The sequence below is a fragment of the Flavobacterium sp. AC105 genome, from assembly GCF_979258495.1.
This window is the reverse complement of record NZ_OZ409860.1, coordinates 569,610-585,367: the sequence shown is the minus strand read 5'-3', so window position 1 is coordinate 585,367 and position 15,758 is coordinate 569,610. Positions and strand designations below refer to the sequence as shown.

Here is a 15,758-nt window from a genome sequence, read left to right as displayed (position 1 = left end):
CTTTTCTAAGTTCCGTAGGAACGTATTATATTGTAGGGCTGGACTTCAGTCCAGTTTAAATGTATATAAAAAAACAAACCCTACAAATTCAAAATTTGTAGGGTTTGTTTTTTTATAAAGAAGCTAAAAATTCCGATGGTGTCATAATAGGGATTTCAGAATTTTTAAAATCTTTTTTATTTCGGGTAATTATAAAATCACATTTATGATGTAATGCACTAAAATACTGTACAGCATCTTCAAAATCATTAAACTTTGAAATTAAACTTTTGTCAATAACAATTTCATCTATAGTAGAAACGCTACATATAATTCGGAACTTTTTTAAGGCATCTAAAATAAGCTTTTCTTCAATATTTCTCGAAACAACGTAAACAGTATTTACAAAAGACAGAGATGAAGCTGCTAATTTTAGTTTTTTATTTTCTGCCATTGAAGCAATTATAGCAGTATCATTATAAAAAGGCTCTCTTTTATCAATCAAATCGATCAATACATTAGTATCCAAAAATAAATTCATATCTATTATTTATATTTTTCAGATAAATGTTCTTGTCTAGCTTCTTTATAATCGAAATCTCCAGGAGTTTCTCCTTTTCCTATCGTAAAACTTTTCACAAAAGAACTTATTTCAACAACATCATTTACAGATTTGTCTTTCTCTGTAATTGCTTTTAAATAATTCTCAACTAAAAGCGATAAGCTATGTTGATGTTCTGCAGCATAAATTTTAGCTTTTTCAATTACGCTTTTATCTAACTTCAACGTTAATTTTGCATCCATGATTTTACATTTTATACGTACAAATATAATAATCTTATCCGTACAAATAACAAACCCGACGAATTCAAAAATTGTCGGGTTTTATTTTATATTAAATCGCTAAATTATTTATACTGTTCTGGCGTTATCGTAATCTTAAACAAATAATTTTCCTTTTTATCATCATAATTATAAATCAAGGTAAAACCATTATCCCGAAATACTTTAAGTCCTGGATTTGCTTTAACGGTGCTAAGCAGACTTTGTTCAATATTTTCTTTTATGGTCTGAATTTCTGCTGTTTCCTTTTCAACATTTAATAAAGTCAAATTGTACTGCACAATTTTATCTTTCGGCAAAGTAACATTATCCAAACGAATTCCTTCCTGAATCGTTAAAGGACAATTATCATTGTATTTGGCAACCAATTCGACCATTTCAGTATCTGCAGCAGGTTCCTTAAAAGAGAAATAGAAAATTAAAGCGACTGATAATGCAATAATTGCACTTATTATTAAAACAATTGATTTCTTTTTCTTTGTTGGTTCCTGCATCTTTGAGTTTGTTTTATGAAGAAAAAAAGTGAATCTATTTATCCTGGCTTTTTTTCATTGCATTGTAATACGCAGCACGACTTAGCGGCTCATATTCTTCGGTTTCACCAAGCATTACCAATTTATCATTATCGGTTTTACGGAAACTATAATTGGCAAGATTTCCGGTTCGGGTGCAAACAGCGTGAACCTTGGTTACATATTCGGCAGTTGCCATAAGTGCTGGCATTGGGCCGAAAGGGTTACCTTTAAAATCCATATCAAGTCCTGCAACGATCACACGAATTCCCTGATTGGCAAGATTATTACAAACGGTAACAATTTCATCATCAAAAAACTGCGCTTCATCGATCCCGACAACATCGCAGCCTTGTGCTAAAATCGCAATATTTGCAGCAGCCGGAACGGGAGTTGAGCGAATTTCGTTGGCATCATGCGATACCACCATTTCGTCATGATAGCGGGTATCAATAGCAGGTTTAAAGATTTCGACTCTTTGTTTGGCAAATTGGGCGCGTTTTAATCTGCGGATTAACTCCTCGGTTTTACCCGAAAACATTGATCCACAAATAACTTCAATCCAACCAAATTGTTCTTTGTGATTTACTGTATTTTCGAGAAACATTTTGTATTTTTCTACCTTTAAAAATGAATAGTTTTTATTACTTTGTACTGGCAATAAATTGACGCAAAAAATTACTGTTTTTTACGTTTTTTCAAAAGTAGAAAATTTTTATTAAATCGGAGATTCGCGAACGCTTATTAACAGAAATAAAAAAATATCTGTCAGATTTCTATCCAGAATAAAAACATTCAAATACAAAATATACTAAAATACCCTATTCACTATAATTTCAACAGTTATGAAAAAAAAATTGGAAGCCGATTTAATCAGCATTGCACATCGAATTTTAAAGCTTAAAAACAAATCCGATATCAATCAATTGTATCTTGAAACACAGAAATTATATGAAAAACTAGCGGTTTTAAAATTTGTAGAGGAAAATTTCGACACGTTAAAACCAACAATTGGCGGACACAGCGAAATTAATGCTGAAATAGAATCTATTTTTGAAAAAGAAGAAATAATTTCGACAGAAGTTCAAACAGAAACCCCAATTGCAGTTGAAGAAACTCCGGTTGAAACACTAGCTGAAACTGAAATTGAAGAAATCAAAGCTGAAGAAATTCCTCAGGAAATTATTGCTGAAATTCCCGAAGAAGTAATTCCGGAGCCAGTTATTGAAACTATTCCTGAACCAATTTCAGAAGTTATAGAAGAACCCATTTTTGAGAAAATAGAAGAACCTGTTTTTGAACCTAAAAAAGAAATAGAAGCTGCGGAAGAACTTTCTTTTACAACGATAAGCGATTTAAAACCAATTCCGGATTTTAAACCTGCTTTTGAATTTGATAGTATAGAAAAAATCGAAGACATAAAAGAAGAACCAAAAGCTGATATTCCGTCAAAACCAAATCCTGTTTCGATTGCATTTGAAGATTTTGGAATTAATTATGCCGACGCTCAATTTGTAAAAGTTGATAGTTTTGAAGCCGTACCTCCTACTCCGTCAATTCCTGAATATAAAGAGACAAAATCAATTTTTGACACTGTCGTTGCAGAAAAATCAGAACCAAAAGCAGTTACTTTAAACGAAAAACTGGCAAAAGGTTTTCATATTGATCTAAATGACCGAATTGCTTTTACAAAAAACCTTTTCGGAAATAGTTCAGAAGATTATAGCCGTGTTTTAAATCAATTACTGACTTTTGATTCTTATAATGAAGCACTGGATTTTATCGAAAATATGGTAAAACCGGACTATAATAACTGGGAAGGAAAAGATGATTATGCAGAACGTTTTCTGGGAATTGTAGAGAAAAAATTCTCTTAAACACGAATTTCACAGATTTACACTAATTATTTTCGTGAAATTTTTAGCATTGTAATCATTCGTGCTAATTCGTGCAATCTGTGTTAAATATTAAAAAAATTATGTCTAAATTATATATCGTTCCAACGCCAATTGGCAATCTTGAAGACATGACTTTTCGTGCTATCAGGATTTTGAAAGAAGTCGATTTGATCTTGGCCGAAGATACCAGAACGAGTGGAAAACTGTTGAAGCATTTTGAAATTGGCACGCACATGCACAGCCACCACATGCACAACGAGCATAAAACAACCGAAAATTTAATTGCGCGTTTGAAAGCCGGCGAAACTATCGCCTTAATTTCTGATGCAGGAACTCCGGCAATTTCTGATCCCGGATTTTTATTGACACGCGCTTGTGTCGAAAATAAAATTGAAGTGGAATGTTTGCCTGGTGCAACAGCTTTTGTTCCCGCTTTAGTAAACAGCGGATTACCAAACGACAAGTTTGTTTTTGAAGGTTTTTTGCCTGATAAAAAAGGACGTCAGACTCGGTTTTTGGCTTTAGCCGAAGAAACCAGAACGATGATTTTATACGTTTCGCCACATAAACTTGTTAAAACTTTAGCCGAATTTATTCAGTATTTTGGAGAAGATCGACAAGTTTGCGTTTCAAGAGAATTATCAAAATTACACGAAGAAAATGTTCGCGGAACCGCAAGAGAAGTTTTAACTCATTTCGAAAAAACAGCGCCACGTGGCGAAATCGTAGTGGTCGTTGCCGGAAAAACAATAATAAAAGAACCTAAGAAAAGTAAATTTTCGAAGGATGAAGAAGAATAAAAATATTAGCCACAGATTAACAGATTACCTCAGATTAATAAATGGTTTGCTACGAATTACACAAATTTCCACGAATTAAATTTGTGGAAATTTGTGTAATTTGTGGCAAAAAAAAATATTGGAATCTTTTAATCATTTAATCTGTGGCAAAAAAACTTAAATTATAATCATGAGCATTCAAGCATTTTTAGAAAAATTAAAACAAAATCCAACTAAAGTAGCTTTCGCTGAAACTATTGCTACAATCGAAGATAATTACAACTTTACTCCAACTACTTTCCAAAACGGAACACAGCATAACGCAGCAGGAGAAAACTCCGGTTCTTGTAAATTATTTGCTTTCGCGAAATTACAAAACTTAAGCAAGGAAGAAACTTTAGCTGCTTTTGGCGCTTATTATTTCGACGAAGTTTTAGGAGATCCAAACGGAACCAATCATCAAAACATTAGAAATTTCATCAACACAGGTTGGGACGGAATTAAGTTTGAAGGAAACGCATTAGAAGTAAAATAAAAATATTTAATTAGTTTGTCAGGCTGAGCGAAGTCGAAGCCAAGCAAAGAATTTCTCCCGAGGTTTGGGATGCTTGATTTGACAACAGTACATCAAAAACCTTTGTCAAAGTTTAAAACTTTGACAAAGGTAAAACGGATAAATTATTTGAGTATTGATTAAACGCTTTCTAAAATCTAAAATCAATCCCGAAGCTTCGGGACTAAAATCTACAATAAAAAATGCGTTGGACATTGAAACCAAAACCTTCTGAAGATAAAATCAAACATTTGGCGCAAGCCTTGAATGTAGAAGATTTTGTAGCAACACTTTTGATTCAGCGTGGTATCGAAACTTTTGAAGATGCCAAAAATTTCTTTCGCCCTTCATTAGAACATCTTCATGATCCGTTCCTGATGAAAGACATGGACAAAGCCGTTTCCAGAATAGAATCAGCAATAGAAAATCAGGAAAATATTCTGGTTTTTGGTGATTATGATGTTGACGGAACGACAGCCGTTTCATTAGTTTCATCGTATTTAAAATCACATTATCCAAATATTGCCACTTATATTCCGGATCGTTATGACGAAGGTTATGGAATTTCCTTTAAAGGAATTGACTTTGCCGATGACAACGGATTTTCGTTAATCATTGCGCTCGATTGCGGCATCAAATCTATAGATCATATCGCTTACGCGAAAGCAAAAAACATCGATTTTATTATTTGCGATCACCACAGACCCGGAGAATTTCTCCCGGACGCTGTTGCGATTCTGGATCCAAAAAGAGAAGATTGCTCCTATCCTTATGATGAATTGTGTGGTTGTGGCGTTGGCTTTAAACTGATTCAGGCTCTTGGAAAAAACAATAACGAAACAATCGAAGATCTTGTTCCGTATCTTGATTTAGTTGCTACCGCAATTGCCGCAGATATTGTCCCGATAACGGGCGAGAATCGGGTTTTAGCTTATTTCGGATTACAGGTTATTAATGGCGAACCAAGACCTGGAATCAAGGCTTTGGTGCATCAGGTAAAAAAGAAAACGTTGGATATTACTGATGTTGTTTTTATTATTTCGCCCCGAATAAATGCAGCGGGAAGAATCAAACACGGCAATCATGCGGTGGAATTGTTAACCGAATTCAACTTTGAGCAAGCACAGCAATTTGCTTCAGAAATTGAACAATACAATTCTGATCGAAAAGATTTAGACAAAAAAATCACTAAAGAAGCTTTTCTACAAATTATAGAAAATCAGGAAGAAGAACGATTTTCAACCGTTGTTTTTCAGGAAGACTGGCACAAAGGCGTAATTGGGATTGTAGCTTCACGATTGATCGAAACCTATTACCGCCCAACTTTGGTTTTTACCAAAAGCGGCGATAAATATGCAGCATCCGCAAGATCTGTAAAAGGCTTTGACGTTTACAATGCCTTAGATGCTTGTGCGCATCATTTGGAACAATTTGGAGGACATATGTACGCGGCCGGAATGACTATAAAAGCCGAAAATTACAAACCCTTTAAAGATGCTTTTGAAAAACAAGTATCAGAAACTATTTTACCCGAAATGAGAACGCCGGAAATAGAAGTTGATGCTGAAATCAACTTTACAGATATTACCCCAAAACTGATCCGAATTTTAAAACAATTTGAACCTTTTGGACCTTTAAATATGACGCCGGTTTTTATGACAAAAGACGTAAAAGATACAGGCTATGCCAAAACGTTGGGTGCAGACGAAGAACATTTGAGGCTTTTTGTAAAACAACATAACTCGGACGGAATTGCTGCAATTGGTTTTGGATTAGGCAAAAAAATAGATATTACAAGAAACCAAAACCCTTTTCAGCTCGCTTATTCTTTGGCTGAAAACGAATGGAACGGGAACGTTTCGACACAACTTATGTTAAAAGATATTAGAACAAATGACAGATAAAACAAAAAAAGCAGATCCGTATCAGGCTTTGCGCTACAGAGAATTTAATGTTTTTTTATTATTGCGTTTTGCCATGGTTTTTGCCTGGGCAATGCAGTTTATCGTAATAGAATGGGAAGTTTATAGTTTAACTAAAAACCCGCTTTCATTAGGAATTATTGGTTTAATGGAAGTTATTCCGGCAATTTCTATGGCATTGTTTGCCGGACATATTGTGGACCAAAAGGAAAAGAAGGGATTATTGGTAAAATGTATTCTGGGATTTTCTGTAATTAGTTTCGGATTGTTTTTAGTGACCTGGCCAAAAGTTGTTGGCGACTTATCTCCAACTGTTATTTTATATTCCATTTATGCTTTAGTTTTTTTGGGTGGATTAGTCAGAGCTTTTCTTGGCCCAACTATTTTCTCTCTGCTATCGCTGATTATTCCTAAAAAAGCATATCCAAATGCTGCTACATGGAGCAGTTCGGTTTGGCAAATCGGAGCCGTTATGGGACCGGCGCTTGCTGGATTCTCCATTAACTGGATTGGCGTTCACTGGTCAATGTGCCTCGTTTTTGGATTCTCAATTCTTTCCCTGATTGCCTTATCACAAATCAGTAAAAAACCAATCACAAATCCAAAGATTGGAGAATCAATAAAAGATAGTCTTACAGAAGGTTTAACTTTCGTATTTAGAAACCAAATTGTTTTAGGCGCCTTATCGCTTGACATGATTGCAGTACTTTTTGGAGGCGCTGTAGCGTTATTGCCTGTTTTTGCGCAGGATATCTTAAAAGTTGGTGCTGAAGGTTTTGGTATATTAAGAGCCGCTCCTGCAGTAGGCGCTTTCATTACGATGCTCGTTTCTGCTTATGTGCCTTTGTATAAAAATGCAGGAAAGAAACTTTTAATTGCCATATTTGTTTTCGGGTTATCTATCATCTTATTTGGACTTTCTACGTCATTCTGGCTTTCTGTTTTCGCTTTATTTTTGAGTGGACTTGCAGACGGAATTTCCGTCGTAATCCGTCAAACGATTTTACAGCTTAAAACTCCTGATCATATGCGTGGACGTGTTGGTGCTGTAAATTCAATTTTTGTTGGATCTTCTAATGAATTAGGCGCTTTTGAAAGTGGCGCAACAGCTAAATTAATGGGAACTGTAACCTCTGTTGTTTTTGGAGGAAGCATCACACTTTTGACTGTTATTGTAACAGCATTAAAATCACCAACATTTAGAAAATTAGATCTTCAAAAAGATATGAATGATCATCAGAATATGGAATGAGAAAACTAAAAAAAGTACTTCTTAATATACATATAACATCACTAATTCTTTTATTGATTAATTTCTTTATCCGTATTGTTTTTGAAGTAAGTTTGAGTTCAAATATACTTTTGATATTTAAAATTTTACTTTATGTGTCAGCTGTGCTATTATTTTTTTTATATCTAAAGCCTTTTATAAAGTTGTCTTTTCACTTTTCATTGTATGTTATTTCTCCCGTTATCATTGGCTTAGGCTGGTTGATCAACGGAATTTTTGGTGAAATATTGGAATCTGTTTTCTTTTTTTTCTTTATGCCTGCTGATATAAGAAAACTTAATATTTAGCCTTTTTTAAATGAATATATATCATTTAAAAAAGGCTAAATATTTTTCTAATTTTATGATTTTTTAATTTAGAATTAATATAAATAATATTTATATTTGTTGGAATAAAATGATCTACGATGAGAGAAATAGAGCAAATATATCATAACAGCTTTGGAATTGCTTTTTACTGGAAAAAGGAAAACGAAACGATTTTAGATAAAGTGCAATTGGTTTTTAAGGAAACCGGTTTCTATTTTACAATTCAGGAATTGAATCATTTTTGTGATTTAATCGAAGACAGCATGATCGAAAATGCATGTTGTGAAGCTTGCGAATTAAAAAATTCGTGTCATAAATTTCTATTAAAAACACCATGCGATTCTATTGACTTGGCTGTTTCTATAACCGAATTAAAATCAATTAAAGATTTAGTTGAAGGTTCTTTGTTCAGAATTGACCTTGACGAATATGTTTACGGAGTTGGCCTGAATTAAAAAGCATTCTAAATATTTTAACATCTATTTTTTCATTATTGAAATATATTTTGATTTTCTTCAAAAAAAAGTATATTTACAGCAATGAAAAAATTAAGAATACTTTTTACCATACTGATTTTAGCGGTTTTCTTTTCAAACTGCAGCAATAAATCTGATGATTATATTGATCCACGTGGTACTGACTACGCAGGTTCTGAAAGTTGTATTCAATGCCATCAGACCCAATATGATATGGCTTTAAAGACTTCTCACTTCAAAGCAACTGCACCCGCAACTTTAGAAAATGTCCTGGGCGATTTTAATAAAGGAAATCACGTTTTTATCTATGATAAAAACACAAAATTAGTCATGGAACAGCGCAACGACAGTCTTTATCAGGTTTTATACAAAAACGGAAAAGAAGTCGAAGCTCATCCTTATGATATTGTATTTGGCATAAAACATGCCCAAACTTCCGTTTATTGGCGTGACCATAATACCTACGAATTACCACTTTCTTATTATAATTCTATACATGGCTGGGCTACAAGTCCGGGATATCCGGCAGACAAACCTTATTTTGACCGAATGGTGGTGAAAGATTGCTATTCGTGCCATGCATCAAATGCCAGCAGCAGATATATTGAACAAAATTCTGCAGAAAAGAACTTTCTTTCTATGGATGTTGAAGATATAATTGACAAAAGAACTATTGTTTACGGAATTGACTGCGAGCGCTGCCACGGACCAGCGAAAAAACACGTTGAGTTTCATACTAAAAATCCAAATATTAAAGTTGCCAATAGTATTACAAGTTATAAAACCTTAAACAGACAGCAAAAACTGGATGCCTGTGCGCTTTGTCACGCAGGAAATGACGGAATGAAAATGAAATCGCGTTTTGATTTTAAACCCGGAGATAATTTATCTGATTTTTACAGAAATACAAGAAGTGTAACAGATACGGCAAAATTTGATGTTCACGGCAATCAATTTCGTTTGATGTCGCAGAGTAAATGTTTTATAAATAGCGAAAAAATGGATTGTATTACGTGTCATAATCCACATGAGAATGCTTCTAAAAACCTGGCTTCCTATTCAAAAATCTGTATGAGCTGTCATCAGGATTTCAAACACAATGCGACTACTTTAAAAACAATGTCGGGAACATTATTGGCAAACAATTGTGTGGAATGTCATATGCCGAAAAAATCATCCGGGGCTATTAAATTTCAGCTTTCAGATAGTAAACAAATGTCAGATTATATTTTGAGAACGCACAAAATTGGAATTTATCCAATCACTAAATAATACTTTATTGTTCGAATTTTTGAAGTTCAAAAGTTTCGCCATCAAAAACACCGTAGGTAAAATATCCTATCCAGTCGCCTAGATTTACGTATTTTGATTCTTCGCCAACAGGAATAATCATGGGTAAATGACGATGTCCGAAAATAAAGTAATTGTAATGTTTCGTTTCAAGTTTACGTTTGGCATATAAAACCAGCCATTCGTTTTCTTCACCCAAAAATTTCACATCCTCGTCACCAGAAATCAGTTTATTTTTAACCGATAAATATTGGGCTAAACTCACGCCTATATCCGGATGTAACCAACGAAAAAGCCATTTTGAAAACGGATTTGTAAATACCTTTTTCATTCGTTTATACCCTTTATCGCCGGGACCTTTTCCGTCGCCGTGACCAACCAGGAAAGTTTTTCCGTTAAAAGTAAATTCTTTATTATCATGATAAACCGGAATATTCAATTCGGTTTCAAAATAATCATTCATCCATAAATCGTGGTTTCCAACAAAAAAGTAAATCGGGATTCCACTATCACGAAGCTCTGCCAGTTTTCCTAAAACACGAACGAAACCTTTAGGAACAACTGTTTTATATTCAAACCAAAAATCAAATAAATCGCCTAGTAAAAAAATAGCTTCCGCATCGTGTTTCACCACATCTAACCAGGCAACAAATTTTTGTTCGCGAGGTAAACTCAACTCAGACGTTGGAGCTCCAAAATGCTGATCAGAAGCGAAATATACTTTTTTCATTTAGATTATTAGATTGTTAGACTTCTTAGAATTTAGACTTTCTTAGAATATTAGAGTTCTAGATTATGGATTGGTGGAACTTTTGACTTTCGGCTTTTGACTAATTATCACTTGCGTACCATTCTGCAAAAGACGATTCTGTTTCCTGAAGTTTAAGTGAGAAAAGAGAAATATCTTTTGGCAAACGAGCCACGATTCTTTCAGCAAAATCAACAACCATGTTTTCGCTTGTTGGCTGATAATCTACTAAAATTACGTGATGTCCGCGATTTTTCAATTCATTTGCCAATTCGATATGTGGTGTAGTTTCGTTAAAAACCGTTGCATGATCAAACTGATCGACGATTTCTTCTTTTACAATTTTCTTTAGATCCGAAAAATCGATTACCATTCCGAATTTCACATTTGACCGATCCGTAATTGGCGAACCAATAACCGTTACCGATAATTTATAACTGTGCCCGTGAACGTTTTTGCATTTTCCGTCGTAACCGTATAAAGCATGCCCGGTTTCGAAACTAAATTGTTTTGTAATTCTGATATTACTCATCGATTTGAATTTTAGGTTGCAAATTTACGAATTAATAACCGTTTAAATAATAAATTCCAAATAAAGAAAATTCCAAATCCCAATAGTATTAAGTTCTTATCGGAATTTGAAATTTTTTATTTGGAATTTTCCTTTTAATTATTTTTTAAATTGTATCAAAGCATTTTTACTAAAATCAGACAAAACTAATTTTCCTGTAATGGCGGCGCGTTCGACCAATAATGTTTCCCAATGATCTGTTCCTTCCCAAATGATTTTTTTCATTTCAGCCAAAGCTTCAGGATTATATGAACTCAGTTTTTGAGCAAAATTTTCTACCGCATTATCAAGTTCATTTGCACTATGAATTTCCGAATAAATTCCGTTTTGAAGCGCCCATTCTGCCGATTTCCATTCGTGTGCTGCAAGCGTCATTTCGGCCATTGCCATTTTTCCAATTTTACGCGAAACAGCCGGTTCGATTACAAACGGCCCAATTCCGATTGCTAATTCCGAAAGCTTAATCGCACTTTCCGGAGTTGCCAAAACATAATCGCAGGCTGCAGCAATACCAACTCCGCCTCCAACAGCTTTTCCCTGAACGCAGCCAATAATAATTTTAGAACAAGTACGCATTGCGTTTAACAAATGGGCAAAACCAGAGAAAAATTCCTTGCCTTGTTCTTCATTTTCTACCGCTAAAAGTTCATCAAACGAAGCGCCGGAACAAAAGGTCTTTGCTCCTTCGCTTTTCAAAATAATAACCGAAACTTCTGTATTTGAACTTAATAAATTAATTTCAGCCGTAAGACGATCCAACAATTGACGCGGAAAAGAATTACTAGCCGGATGACCAAACTGAACTGTTGCAACAGCGTTTTGAATAGTAGTTTCTAAAGAACCGTTTTGAATTTCTGTATTCATAAAATAAATTTGAAATGTAAAGTTACGGTTTTGACAACTATTTTCAGTTGAAGCCTTTTTAAAATTTGTTTTTTGAAAATTAATTGACTTTATTTGCTATCGCTTTGGGGGATTAGCTCATTTGGCTAGAGCGTCCCGATCTAATCGGGAAGGTCATAGTTCGAATGCGGAATTCCAAACAAAAAAAGGGGGATTAGCTCATTTGGCTAGAGCGCTTGCCTGGCAGGCAAGAGGTGATCGGTTCGAATCCGATATTCTCCACAAAAAAACCGTATTACTTTATTGTGATACGGTTTTTTTATTTACTTAATTAGTTTTATAATATTCAGGAAGTTTAACCGTCTGCCCTGAAAACTTATTGGTATCAATCCACATATAGTCATAAGATCTGCTGACAAAAACCCATTCTCCGTTGATTTTTTCCATTTTATCATCGAATATTCCATAGTTGTTATAATACTTTTCACCTGGTCCTTGTGCAACTTCGTGCATAATCCATCTTGCGGCTGCATGGTTTCCGTTGACTTCAATAACACCCGAATGCAGGAACTGTACAAAAAAATCTCTTTCTTCACGCAGTGTTTTTATAAATGCAGTAATTTCATCGGCTCCTGTTCTGGTATTATAAAATGGAAGACTAATAGTAAAAACACCGTCTGATTTCCATAGCGCTTTTAATCCTTCATAATTGGCATTTGTGGCAGTATCGGCAAACTTTGCCGCAAGGTTTCTGATTGCCAAATCATCTTCAAGGTTTATTAACCTTTCCTCTGTTGTTAACTCTTTCATTTTGTTGCTTTTAAATTAATCAGTACAAAGGTGGTTCTATGGAGAATAAAAAGATTTGCGATTTGACAAAAAGCAATTTAGCCCATACTTTTTCTAATTATATTTAGTTTTCATTCACACAAAATCAATTGATTTCCATAACTTTAATTTTAAAACTAAAATCTGTTTCTATAAAACAAAATCGAAATCCTTAAAGTAAAACTAAAAAACATGACCGTATTACTCCGTTGGTTATTAATCCCAATAGTAGCTCTAATCGCATTATTATTCTGGAAAGGCAGTCCGCTTCTTATAAAATCAGCATTATTAATTATTCCTGTAGTTGGCATTATTGGCTGGTTTGCACATGAAGGCGCATTTAGCGGAAGCGGCGGCTTAGCTAAAACATATGGTTTGATAACCTTAATTGGTTTTCTGCTTGTCTACGAAATCGGACTTTTGATTGATCGTTATCATCTGGCCAAAAAAAGCATCGGCACAACACAAGATGACATCCTCCTAATTATTGGATTGGTTCTTTTGATTGCGTCAATTGTAAATTTTTTAATAGCAATTTCAAAATAGATTATTTATTAGTTTTAATAATCAGGAGCAGAAATTACGTTTTCAAAAGAACACTTGTCCCGCTATCCCTTTCAATCTTTTGCGCCGAACCCCGGCACAAAAGGATTTCCAGTTCTATCGGGGCTAGATTAGAAATTTTTATTTTTATAAGAACTTTCTAAATTGTATCGATATTATAACTCCAATTTAAAAAAGAACTCGTTTTTTCATATTAACATACTTGTATGAAAAATTGTATTTTTGTTATTATGAAACGTTTATAATTATACAGACATAAATATTGAGAACCGTATAATACCCGAATAATCTGTTTTTTACTAAAAACTATTTTGTAAAAAGAATTTTAAATATCTTTGAATTATGAGCACAGCAACAAAACCAAATCATATAGGACGAAAAATAAGCCGTATTCGTGAACTTTGAGATATGAAACAAGAAGCTTTGGCATAAGCGTTAGGAACAAACCAACAAGCTATATCGGCTATAGAAAACAGTGAAACTATAGACGAACAAAAACTTGTCGAAATAGCAAAAGCACTTGGTGTGTCTGCAGAAGCAATAAAGAATTTTCCGAAGAAAATGTGATTAATTATTTTAATACTTTCAACGATAGCCACGGAAATTTTGGAAAATTTGAAAGCGGCTCTATTTGTAATTTTAATCCTCTTGATAAAGTTGTTGAACTTTACGAACGTTTAGTTCAGGCTGAAAAAGATAAGGTTGAATATTTGGAGAAGTTATTGAAGGAGAAATAAAATATTTTATATAATTAATATCAAAAAAGCTATTCCGGAAAACGGAGTGGCTTTTTTGATTTAATGACTTGATATAAAAGCTTTTTTTTGCAAATTATTGTAGCTACGAGGTCAAAAGACTTTGCACAGCGGTACACAAATTAAATTTCAAATTAACCTAAAGATTTAATATAATTCTTAGTTAACATTAAATTGTTTAATTGATTTTGCAATGAATTGGACATACTTTCAATAATTGGTCTTGTAAATATTTCACTAGAAAGTGTTGTTTGATATACTTTGTCTGAAAGACATTCTTCATAATTAGTTTTAATAAAATCTAAATATTTTGAAAAAGTCAAGTTTTGAAAAAATATTTCTTCAGAACACTTATTCTTTTCAATATACTTTTCCAACAAATCCTGTACTTCAAGAGATATTTTTTGATTCACTTTAAAATTTACACGAAGACTTTCCATTTCTTCGTTTGGGACGATAAACTTTACTTCTTGAGGTTTTTGACTTTGCAAAAATGTAGCAATAGCTATAATTAACCCAATACCTCCAATGATAATCTCAGTATTCATAGTTTTAAATATATAAGATTATTCCAATAAAGCAAGCGTTCTACTAGTCAATTCATTTTTATACTTCAAAACATCATCAACACTAGTCAATAAATACTCGTTGTTTTCTATAACAAATTTCATTTTTGAATCGGTGAAAACTAATTTGCAAATCACTTTTTTAAGATTATCATCAATACTAATATTAAAAAAGCTTTTGAAATCCTTAAAGAAAATTCTTTGACTAGGAATCTTTTTATTTTGAATTAGTAAAGTTCTAATTGTATGATAAGCTTGAATTTCAGATTCAGTTGTTATAATTCCACCTGTATTTGAATTTGATTCTGTAATAACTTTCTTCTCATATAAAGATTTTAATAACGCTGAATTAATCATTTTTATCATTTTTGCCTGAGTTTCTTCATTGAATTTCGTTTTAAAATTCATATCCCGATGAATAATTTTCAGAAAATCTTTTGAAGGAGCAATTAATTCTTTTAGCAAAGTAGCTTCAAAATCTTCGGCAAAAACACATTCTTGAGCTGTTTTTATAATCTCATTAACGACTACATATCTTTTATCAAATTTGATCAAAGTTTCCAAGTCTTTATCAGTATAACTAGATAAATTAAACGTGAAAAATGATTTATTATCAATTACATTTGGCTGTAAAACATCCGAATAAAATCGATATTCAATTCCGTTAGTTAATACAGCAATTCTGGAATTTTTAGTATTATTAAAATAACCATTAAGTTGTCCTGCTTCTTTATCACTAAGTCTGCTATTATATTTTTTAGCTTCAATTAAAATTGTATCTTTTTTATTTAGCAAAATTGCATAATCAATCTTTTGACTTATTCGTTCTCCAAAATCAGCGTTGTATTCTGGTATCAAATCATTGGAGATATAGTTTAGAAGATGAAAAAATGGTTCAATTAAAAATTTACGCGTTTGGGCTTCATTAGTACACAACTCAATTGCATCAGTTATTTTGAAGCTTTCGATAGTTTTTCTTAATTGATTAACAGATTGCTTGGGAATGTTTGTGGTCATTTTTGGTGGTTTTGT

Annotated in this window: 18 protein-coding genes, 1 tRNA gene and 1 pseudogene; 10 read left to right on the top strand and 10 right to left on the bottom strand. The window is 33.2% G+C overall.

The window, feature by feature from the left end:
* Positions 1 to 112 precede the first annotated feature (112 nt).
* From ACZ0AH_RS02420 to ACZ0AH_RS02405, 4 genes are all read right to left on the bottom strand, one after another.
* A complete protein-coding gene (locus ACZ0AH_RS02420; RefSeq protein WP_463474304.1) occupies positions 113 to 520 on the bottom strand; it encodes a type II toxin-antitoxin system VapC family toxin in 408 nt (135 codons plus the stop codon).
* A 5-nt stretch (positions 521 to 525) separates the two neighbouring features.
* Complete coding sequence (locus ACZ0AH_RS02415; protein WP_463474303.1) at positions 526 to 783, bottom strand: DUF6364 family protein; 258 nt, start codon at positions 781 to 783, stop codon at positions 526 to 528.
* A gap of 104 nt (positions 784 to 887) precedes the next feature.
* Positions 888 to 1,316 (bottom strand): hypothetical protein, encoded by a 429-nt coding sequence (locus ACZ0AH_RS02410; protein WP_463474302.1) that lies wholly within the window; start codon positions 1,314 to 1,316, stop codon positions 888 to 890.
* 34 nt (positions 1,317 to 1,350) lie between these two features.
* Positions 1,351 to 1,941: a thymidine kinase gene (locus tag ACZ0AH_RS02405; protein WP_463474301.1), complete on the bottom strand. Its 591-nt coding sequence runs from the start codon at positions 1,939 to 1,941 to the stop codon at positions 1,351 to 1,353.
* Positions 1,942 to 2,179: 238 nt separating this feature from the next.
* Here ACZ0AH_RS02405 and ACZ0AH_RS02400 point away from each other — a divergent pair, with 238 nt between their 5' ends.
* The 7 genes from ACZ0AH_RS02400 to ACZ0AH_RS02370 all read left to right on the top strand — a co-directional run bounded on the left by ACZ0AH_RS02400 (position 2,180) and on the right by ACZ0AH_RS02370 (position 9,833).
* A complete protein-coding gene (locus ACZ0AH_RS02400; RefSeq protein ID WP_463474300.1) occupies positions 2,180 to 3,211 on the top strand; it encodes a hypothetical protein in 1,032 nt (343 codons plus the stop codon).
* A gap of 101 nt (positions 3,212 to 3,312) precedes the next feature.
* Positions 3,313 to 4,032, top strand: a complete 720-nt coding sequence (gene rsmI, locus ACZ0AH_RS02395; RefSeq protein ID WP_463474299.1) for a 16S rRNA (cytidine(1402)-2'-O)-methyltransferase — start codon at positions 3,313 to 3,315, stop codon at positions 4,030 to 4,032.
* Between the two features lie 169 nt (positions 4,033 to 4,201).
* The gene (locus ACZ0AH_RS02390; protein ID WP_463474298.1) at positions 4,202 to 4,546 is read left to right on the top strand and encodes a HopJ type III effector protein; all 345 of its coding nucleotides are present in this window, start codon (positions 4,202 to 4,204) and stop codon (positions 4,544 to 4,546) included.
* Positions 4,547 to 4,767: 221 nt separating this feature from the next.
* Positions 4,768 to 6,468 carry a single-stranded-DNA-specific exonuclease RecJ gene (gene recJ, locus ACZ0AH_RS02385; RefSeq protein WP_463474297.1) on the top strand — a complete coding sequence of 567 codons (1,701 nt, stop codon included), beginning with the start codon at positions 4,768 to 4,770 and terminating at the stop codon, positions 6,466 to 6,468.
* A complete protein-coding gene (locus ACZ0AH_RS02380; protein ID WP_463474296.1) occupies positions 6,458 to 7,738 on the top strand; it encodes an MFS transporter in 1,281 nt (426 codons plus the stop codon). Before recJ ends, ACZ0AH_RS02380 begins: the two co-directional genes overlap by 11 nt.
* 445 nt (positions 7,739 to 8,183) lie before the next feature.
* Positions 8,184 to 8,540: a hypothetical protein gene (locus tag ACZ0AH_RS02375; protein ID WP_463474295.1), complete on the top strand. Its 357-nt coding sequence runs from the start codon at positions 8,184 to 8,186 to the stop codon at positions 8,538 to 8,540.
* Positions 8,541 to 8,624: 84 nt separating this feature from the next.
* Positions 8,625 to 9,833 (top strand): cytochrome c3 family protein, encoded by a 1,209-nt coding sequence (locus ACZ0AH_RS02370; RefSeq protein WP_463474294.1) that lies wholly within the window; start codon positions 8,625 to 8,627, stop codon positions 9,831 to 9,833.
* A gap of 4 nt (positions 9,834 to 9,837) precedes the next feature.
* Here the strand turns inward: ACZ0AH_RS02370 and ACZ0AH_RS02365 are convergent, their stop codons facing one another.
* The 3 genes from ACZ0AH_RS02365 to ACZ0AH_RS02355 all read right to left on the bottom strand — a co-directional run bounded on the left by ACZ0AH_RS02365 (position 9,838) and on the right by ACZ0AH_RS02355 (position 12,034).
* The gene (locus ACZ0AH_RS02365; RefSeq protein ID WP_463474293.1) at positions 9,838 to 10,581 is read right to left on the bottom strand and encodes a UDP-2,3-diacylglucosamine diphosphatase; all 744 of its coding nucleotides are present in this window, start codon (positions 10,579 to 10,581) and stop codon (positions 9,838 to 9,840) included.
* A 100-nt stretch (positions 10,582 to 10,681) separates the two neighbouring features.
* Positions 10,682 to 11,131, bottom strand: a complete 450-nt coding sequence (locus ACZ0AH_RS02360; RefSeq protein WP_463474292.1) for a 6-pyruvoyl trahydropterin synthase family protein — start codon at positions 11,129 to 11,131, stop codon at positions 10,682 to 10,684.
* 138 nt (positions 11,132 to 11,269) lie between these two features.
* A complete protein-coding gene (locus ACZ0AH_RS02355; protein WP_463474291.1) occupies positions 11,270 to 12,034 on the bottom strand; it encodes an enoyl-CoA hydratase/isomerase family protein in 765 nt (254 codons plus the stop codon).
* A 187-nt stretch (positions 12,035 to 12,221) separates the two neighbouring features.
* Between ACZ0AH_RS02355 and ACZ0AH_RS02350 the strand changes: the two genes are divergently transcribed.
* A tRNA-Ala gene (locus ACZ0AH_RS02350) sits at positions 12,222 to 12,295 on the top strand.
* Between the two features lie 45 nt (positions 12,296 to 12,340).
* On the opposite strand, the gene ACZ0AH_RS02345 is transcribed toward ACZ0AH_RS02350, so the two are convergent.
* The gene (locus ACZ0AH_RS02345) at positions 12,341 to 12,823 is read right to left on the bottom strand and encodes a nuclear transport factor 2 family protein (protein WP_463474290.1); all 483 of its coding nucleotides are present in this window, start codon (positions 12,821 to 12,823) and stop codon (positions 12,341 to 12,343) included.
* 210 nt (positions 12,824 to 13,033) lie between these two features.
* Between ACZ0AH_RS02345 and ACZ0AH_RS02340 the strand changes: the two genes are divergently transcribed.
* Both ACZ0AH_RS02340 and ACZ0AH_RS02335 read left to right on the top strand, forming a co-directional pair.
* Complete coding sequence (locus ACZ0AH_RS02340) at positions 13,034 to 13,387, top strand: hypothetical protein (RefSeq protein ID WP_463474289.1); 354 nt, start codon at positions 13,034 to 13,036, stop codon at positions 13,385 to 13,387.
* Positions 13,388 to 13,747: 360 nt separating this feature from the next.
* Positions 13,748 to 14,142, top strand: a pseudogene (locus tag ACZ0AH_RS02335) (helix-turn-helix domain-containing protein).
* 152 nt (positions 14,143 to 14,294) lie between these two features.
* Here ACZ0AH_RS02335 and ACZ0AH_RS02330 read toward each other — a convergent pair.
* Both ACZ0AH_RS02330 and ACZ0AH_RS02325 read right to left on the bottom strand, forming a co-directional pair.
* Positions 14,295 to 14,708 carry a hypothetical protein gene (locus ACZ0AH_RS02330; protein WP_463474288.1) on the bottom strand — a complete coding sequence of 138 codons (414 nt, stop codon included), beginning with the start codon at positions 14,706 to 14,708 and terminating at the stop codon, positions 14,295 to 14,297.
* Between the two features lie 18 nt (positions 14,709 to 14,726).
* The gene (locus tag ACZ0AH_RS02325; RefSeq protein WP_463474287.1) at positions 14,727 to 15,743 is read right to left on the bottom strand and encodes a type I restriction enzyme HsdR N-terminal domain-containing protein; all 1,017 of its coding nucleotides are present in this window, start codon (positions 15,741 to 15,743) and stop codon (positions 14,727 to 14,729) included.
* Positions 15,744 to 15,758: the final 15 nt, after the last annotated feature.

Coding starts and splice junctions, on each gene's coding strand:
- rsmI (WP_463474299.1), top strand. CDS start 3,313: ATGTCTAAATTATATATCGTTCCAACGCCAATTGGCAATCTTGAAGAC.
- ACZ0AH_RS02405 (WP_463474301.1), bottom strand. CDS start 1,941: ATGTTTCTCGAAAATACAGTAAATCACAAAGAACAATTTGGTTGGATT.
- ACZ0AH_RS02360 (WP_463474292.1), bottom strand. CDS start 11,131: ATGAGTAATATCAGAATTACAAAACAATTTAGTTTCGAAACCGGGCAT.
- ACZ0AH_RS02345 (WP_463474290.1), bottom strand. CDS start 12,823: ATGAAAGAGTTAACAACAGAGGAAAGGTTAATAAACCTTGAAGATGAT.
- ACZ0AH_RS02415 (WP_463474303.1), bottom strand. CDS start 783: ATGGATGCAAAATTAACGTTGAAGTTAGATAAAAGCGTAATTGAAAAA.
- ACZ0AH_RS02375 (WP_463474295.1), top strand. CDS start 8,184: ATGAGAGAAATAGAGCAAATATATCATAACAGCTTTGGAATTGCTTTT.
- ACZ0AH_RS02410 (WP_463474302.1), bottom strand. CDS start 1,316: ATGCAGGAACCAACAAAGAAAAAGAAATCAATTGTTTTAATAATAAGT.
- ACZ0AH_RS02420 (WP_463474304.1), bottom strand. CDS start 520: ATGAATTTATTTTTGGATACTAATGTATTGATCGATTTGATTGATAAA.
- ACZ0AH_RS02340 (WP_463474289.1), top strand. CDS start 13,034: ATGACCGTATTACTCCGTTGGTTATTAATCCCAATAGTAGCTCTAATC.
- ACZ0AH_RS02355 (WP_463474291.1), bottom strand. CDS start 12,034: ATGAATACAGAAATTCAAAACGGTTCTTTAGAAACTACTATTCAAAAC.
- ACZ0AH_RS02370 (WP_463474294.1), top strand. CDS start 8,625: ATGAAAAAATTAAGAATACTTTTTACCATACTGATTTTAGCGGTTTTC.
- ACZ0AH_RS02325 (WP_463474287.1), bottom strand. CDS start 15,743: ATGACCACAAACATTCCCAAGCAATCTGTTAATCAATTAAGAAAAACT.
- recJ (WP_463474297.1), top strand. CDS start 4,768: ATGCGTTGGACATTGAAACCAAAACCTTCTGAAGATAAAATCAAACAT.
- ACZ0AH_RS02365 (WP_463474293.1), bottom strand. CDS start 10,581: ATGAAAAAAGTATATTTCGCTTCTGATCAGCATTTTGGAGCTCCAACG.
- ACZ0AH_RS02380 (WP_463474296.1), top strand. CDS start 6,458: ATGACAGATAAAACAAAAAAAGCAGATCCGTATCAGGCTTTGCGCTAC.
- ACZ0AH_RS02330 (WP_463474288.1), bottom strand. CDS start 14,708: ATGAATACTGAGATTATCATTGGAGGTATTGGGTTAATTATAGCTATT.
- ACZ0AH_RS02400 (WP_463474300.1), top strand. CDS start 2,180: ATGAAAAAAAAATTGGAAGCCGATTTAATCAGCATTGCACATCGAATT.
- ACZ0AH_RS02390 (WP_463474298.1), top strand. CDS start 4,202: ATGAGCATTCAAGCATTTTTAGAAAAATTAAAACAAAATCCAACTAAA.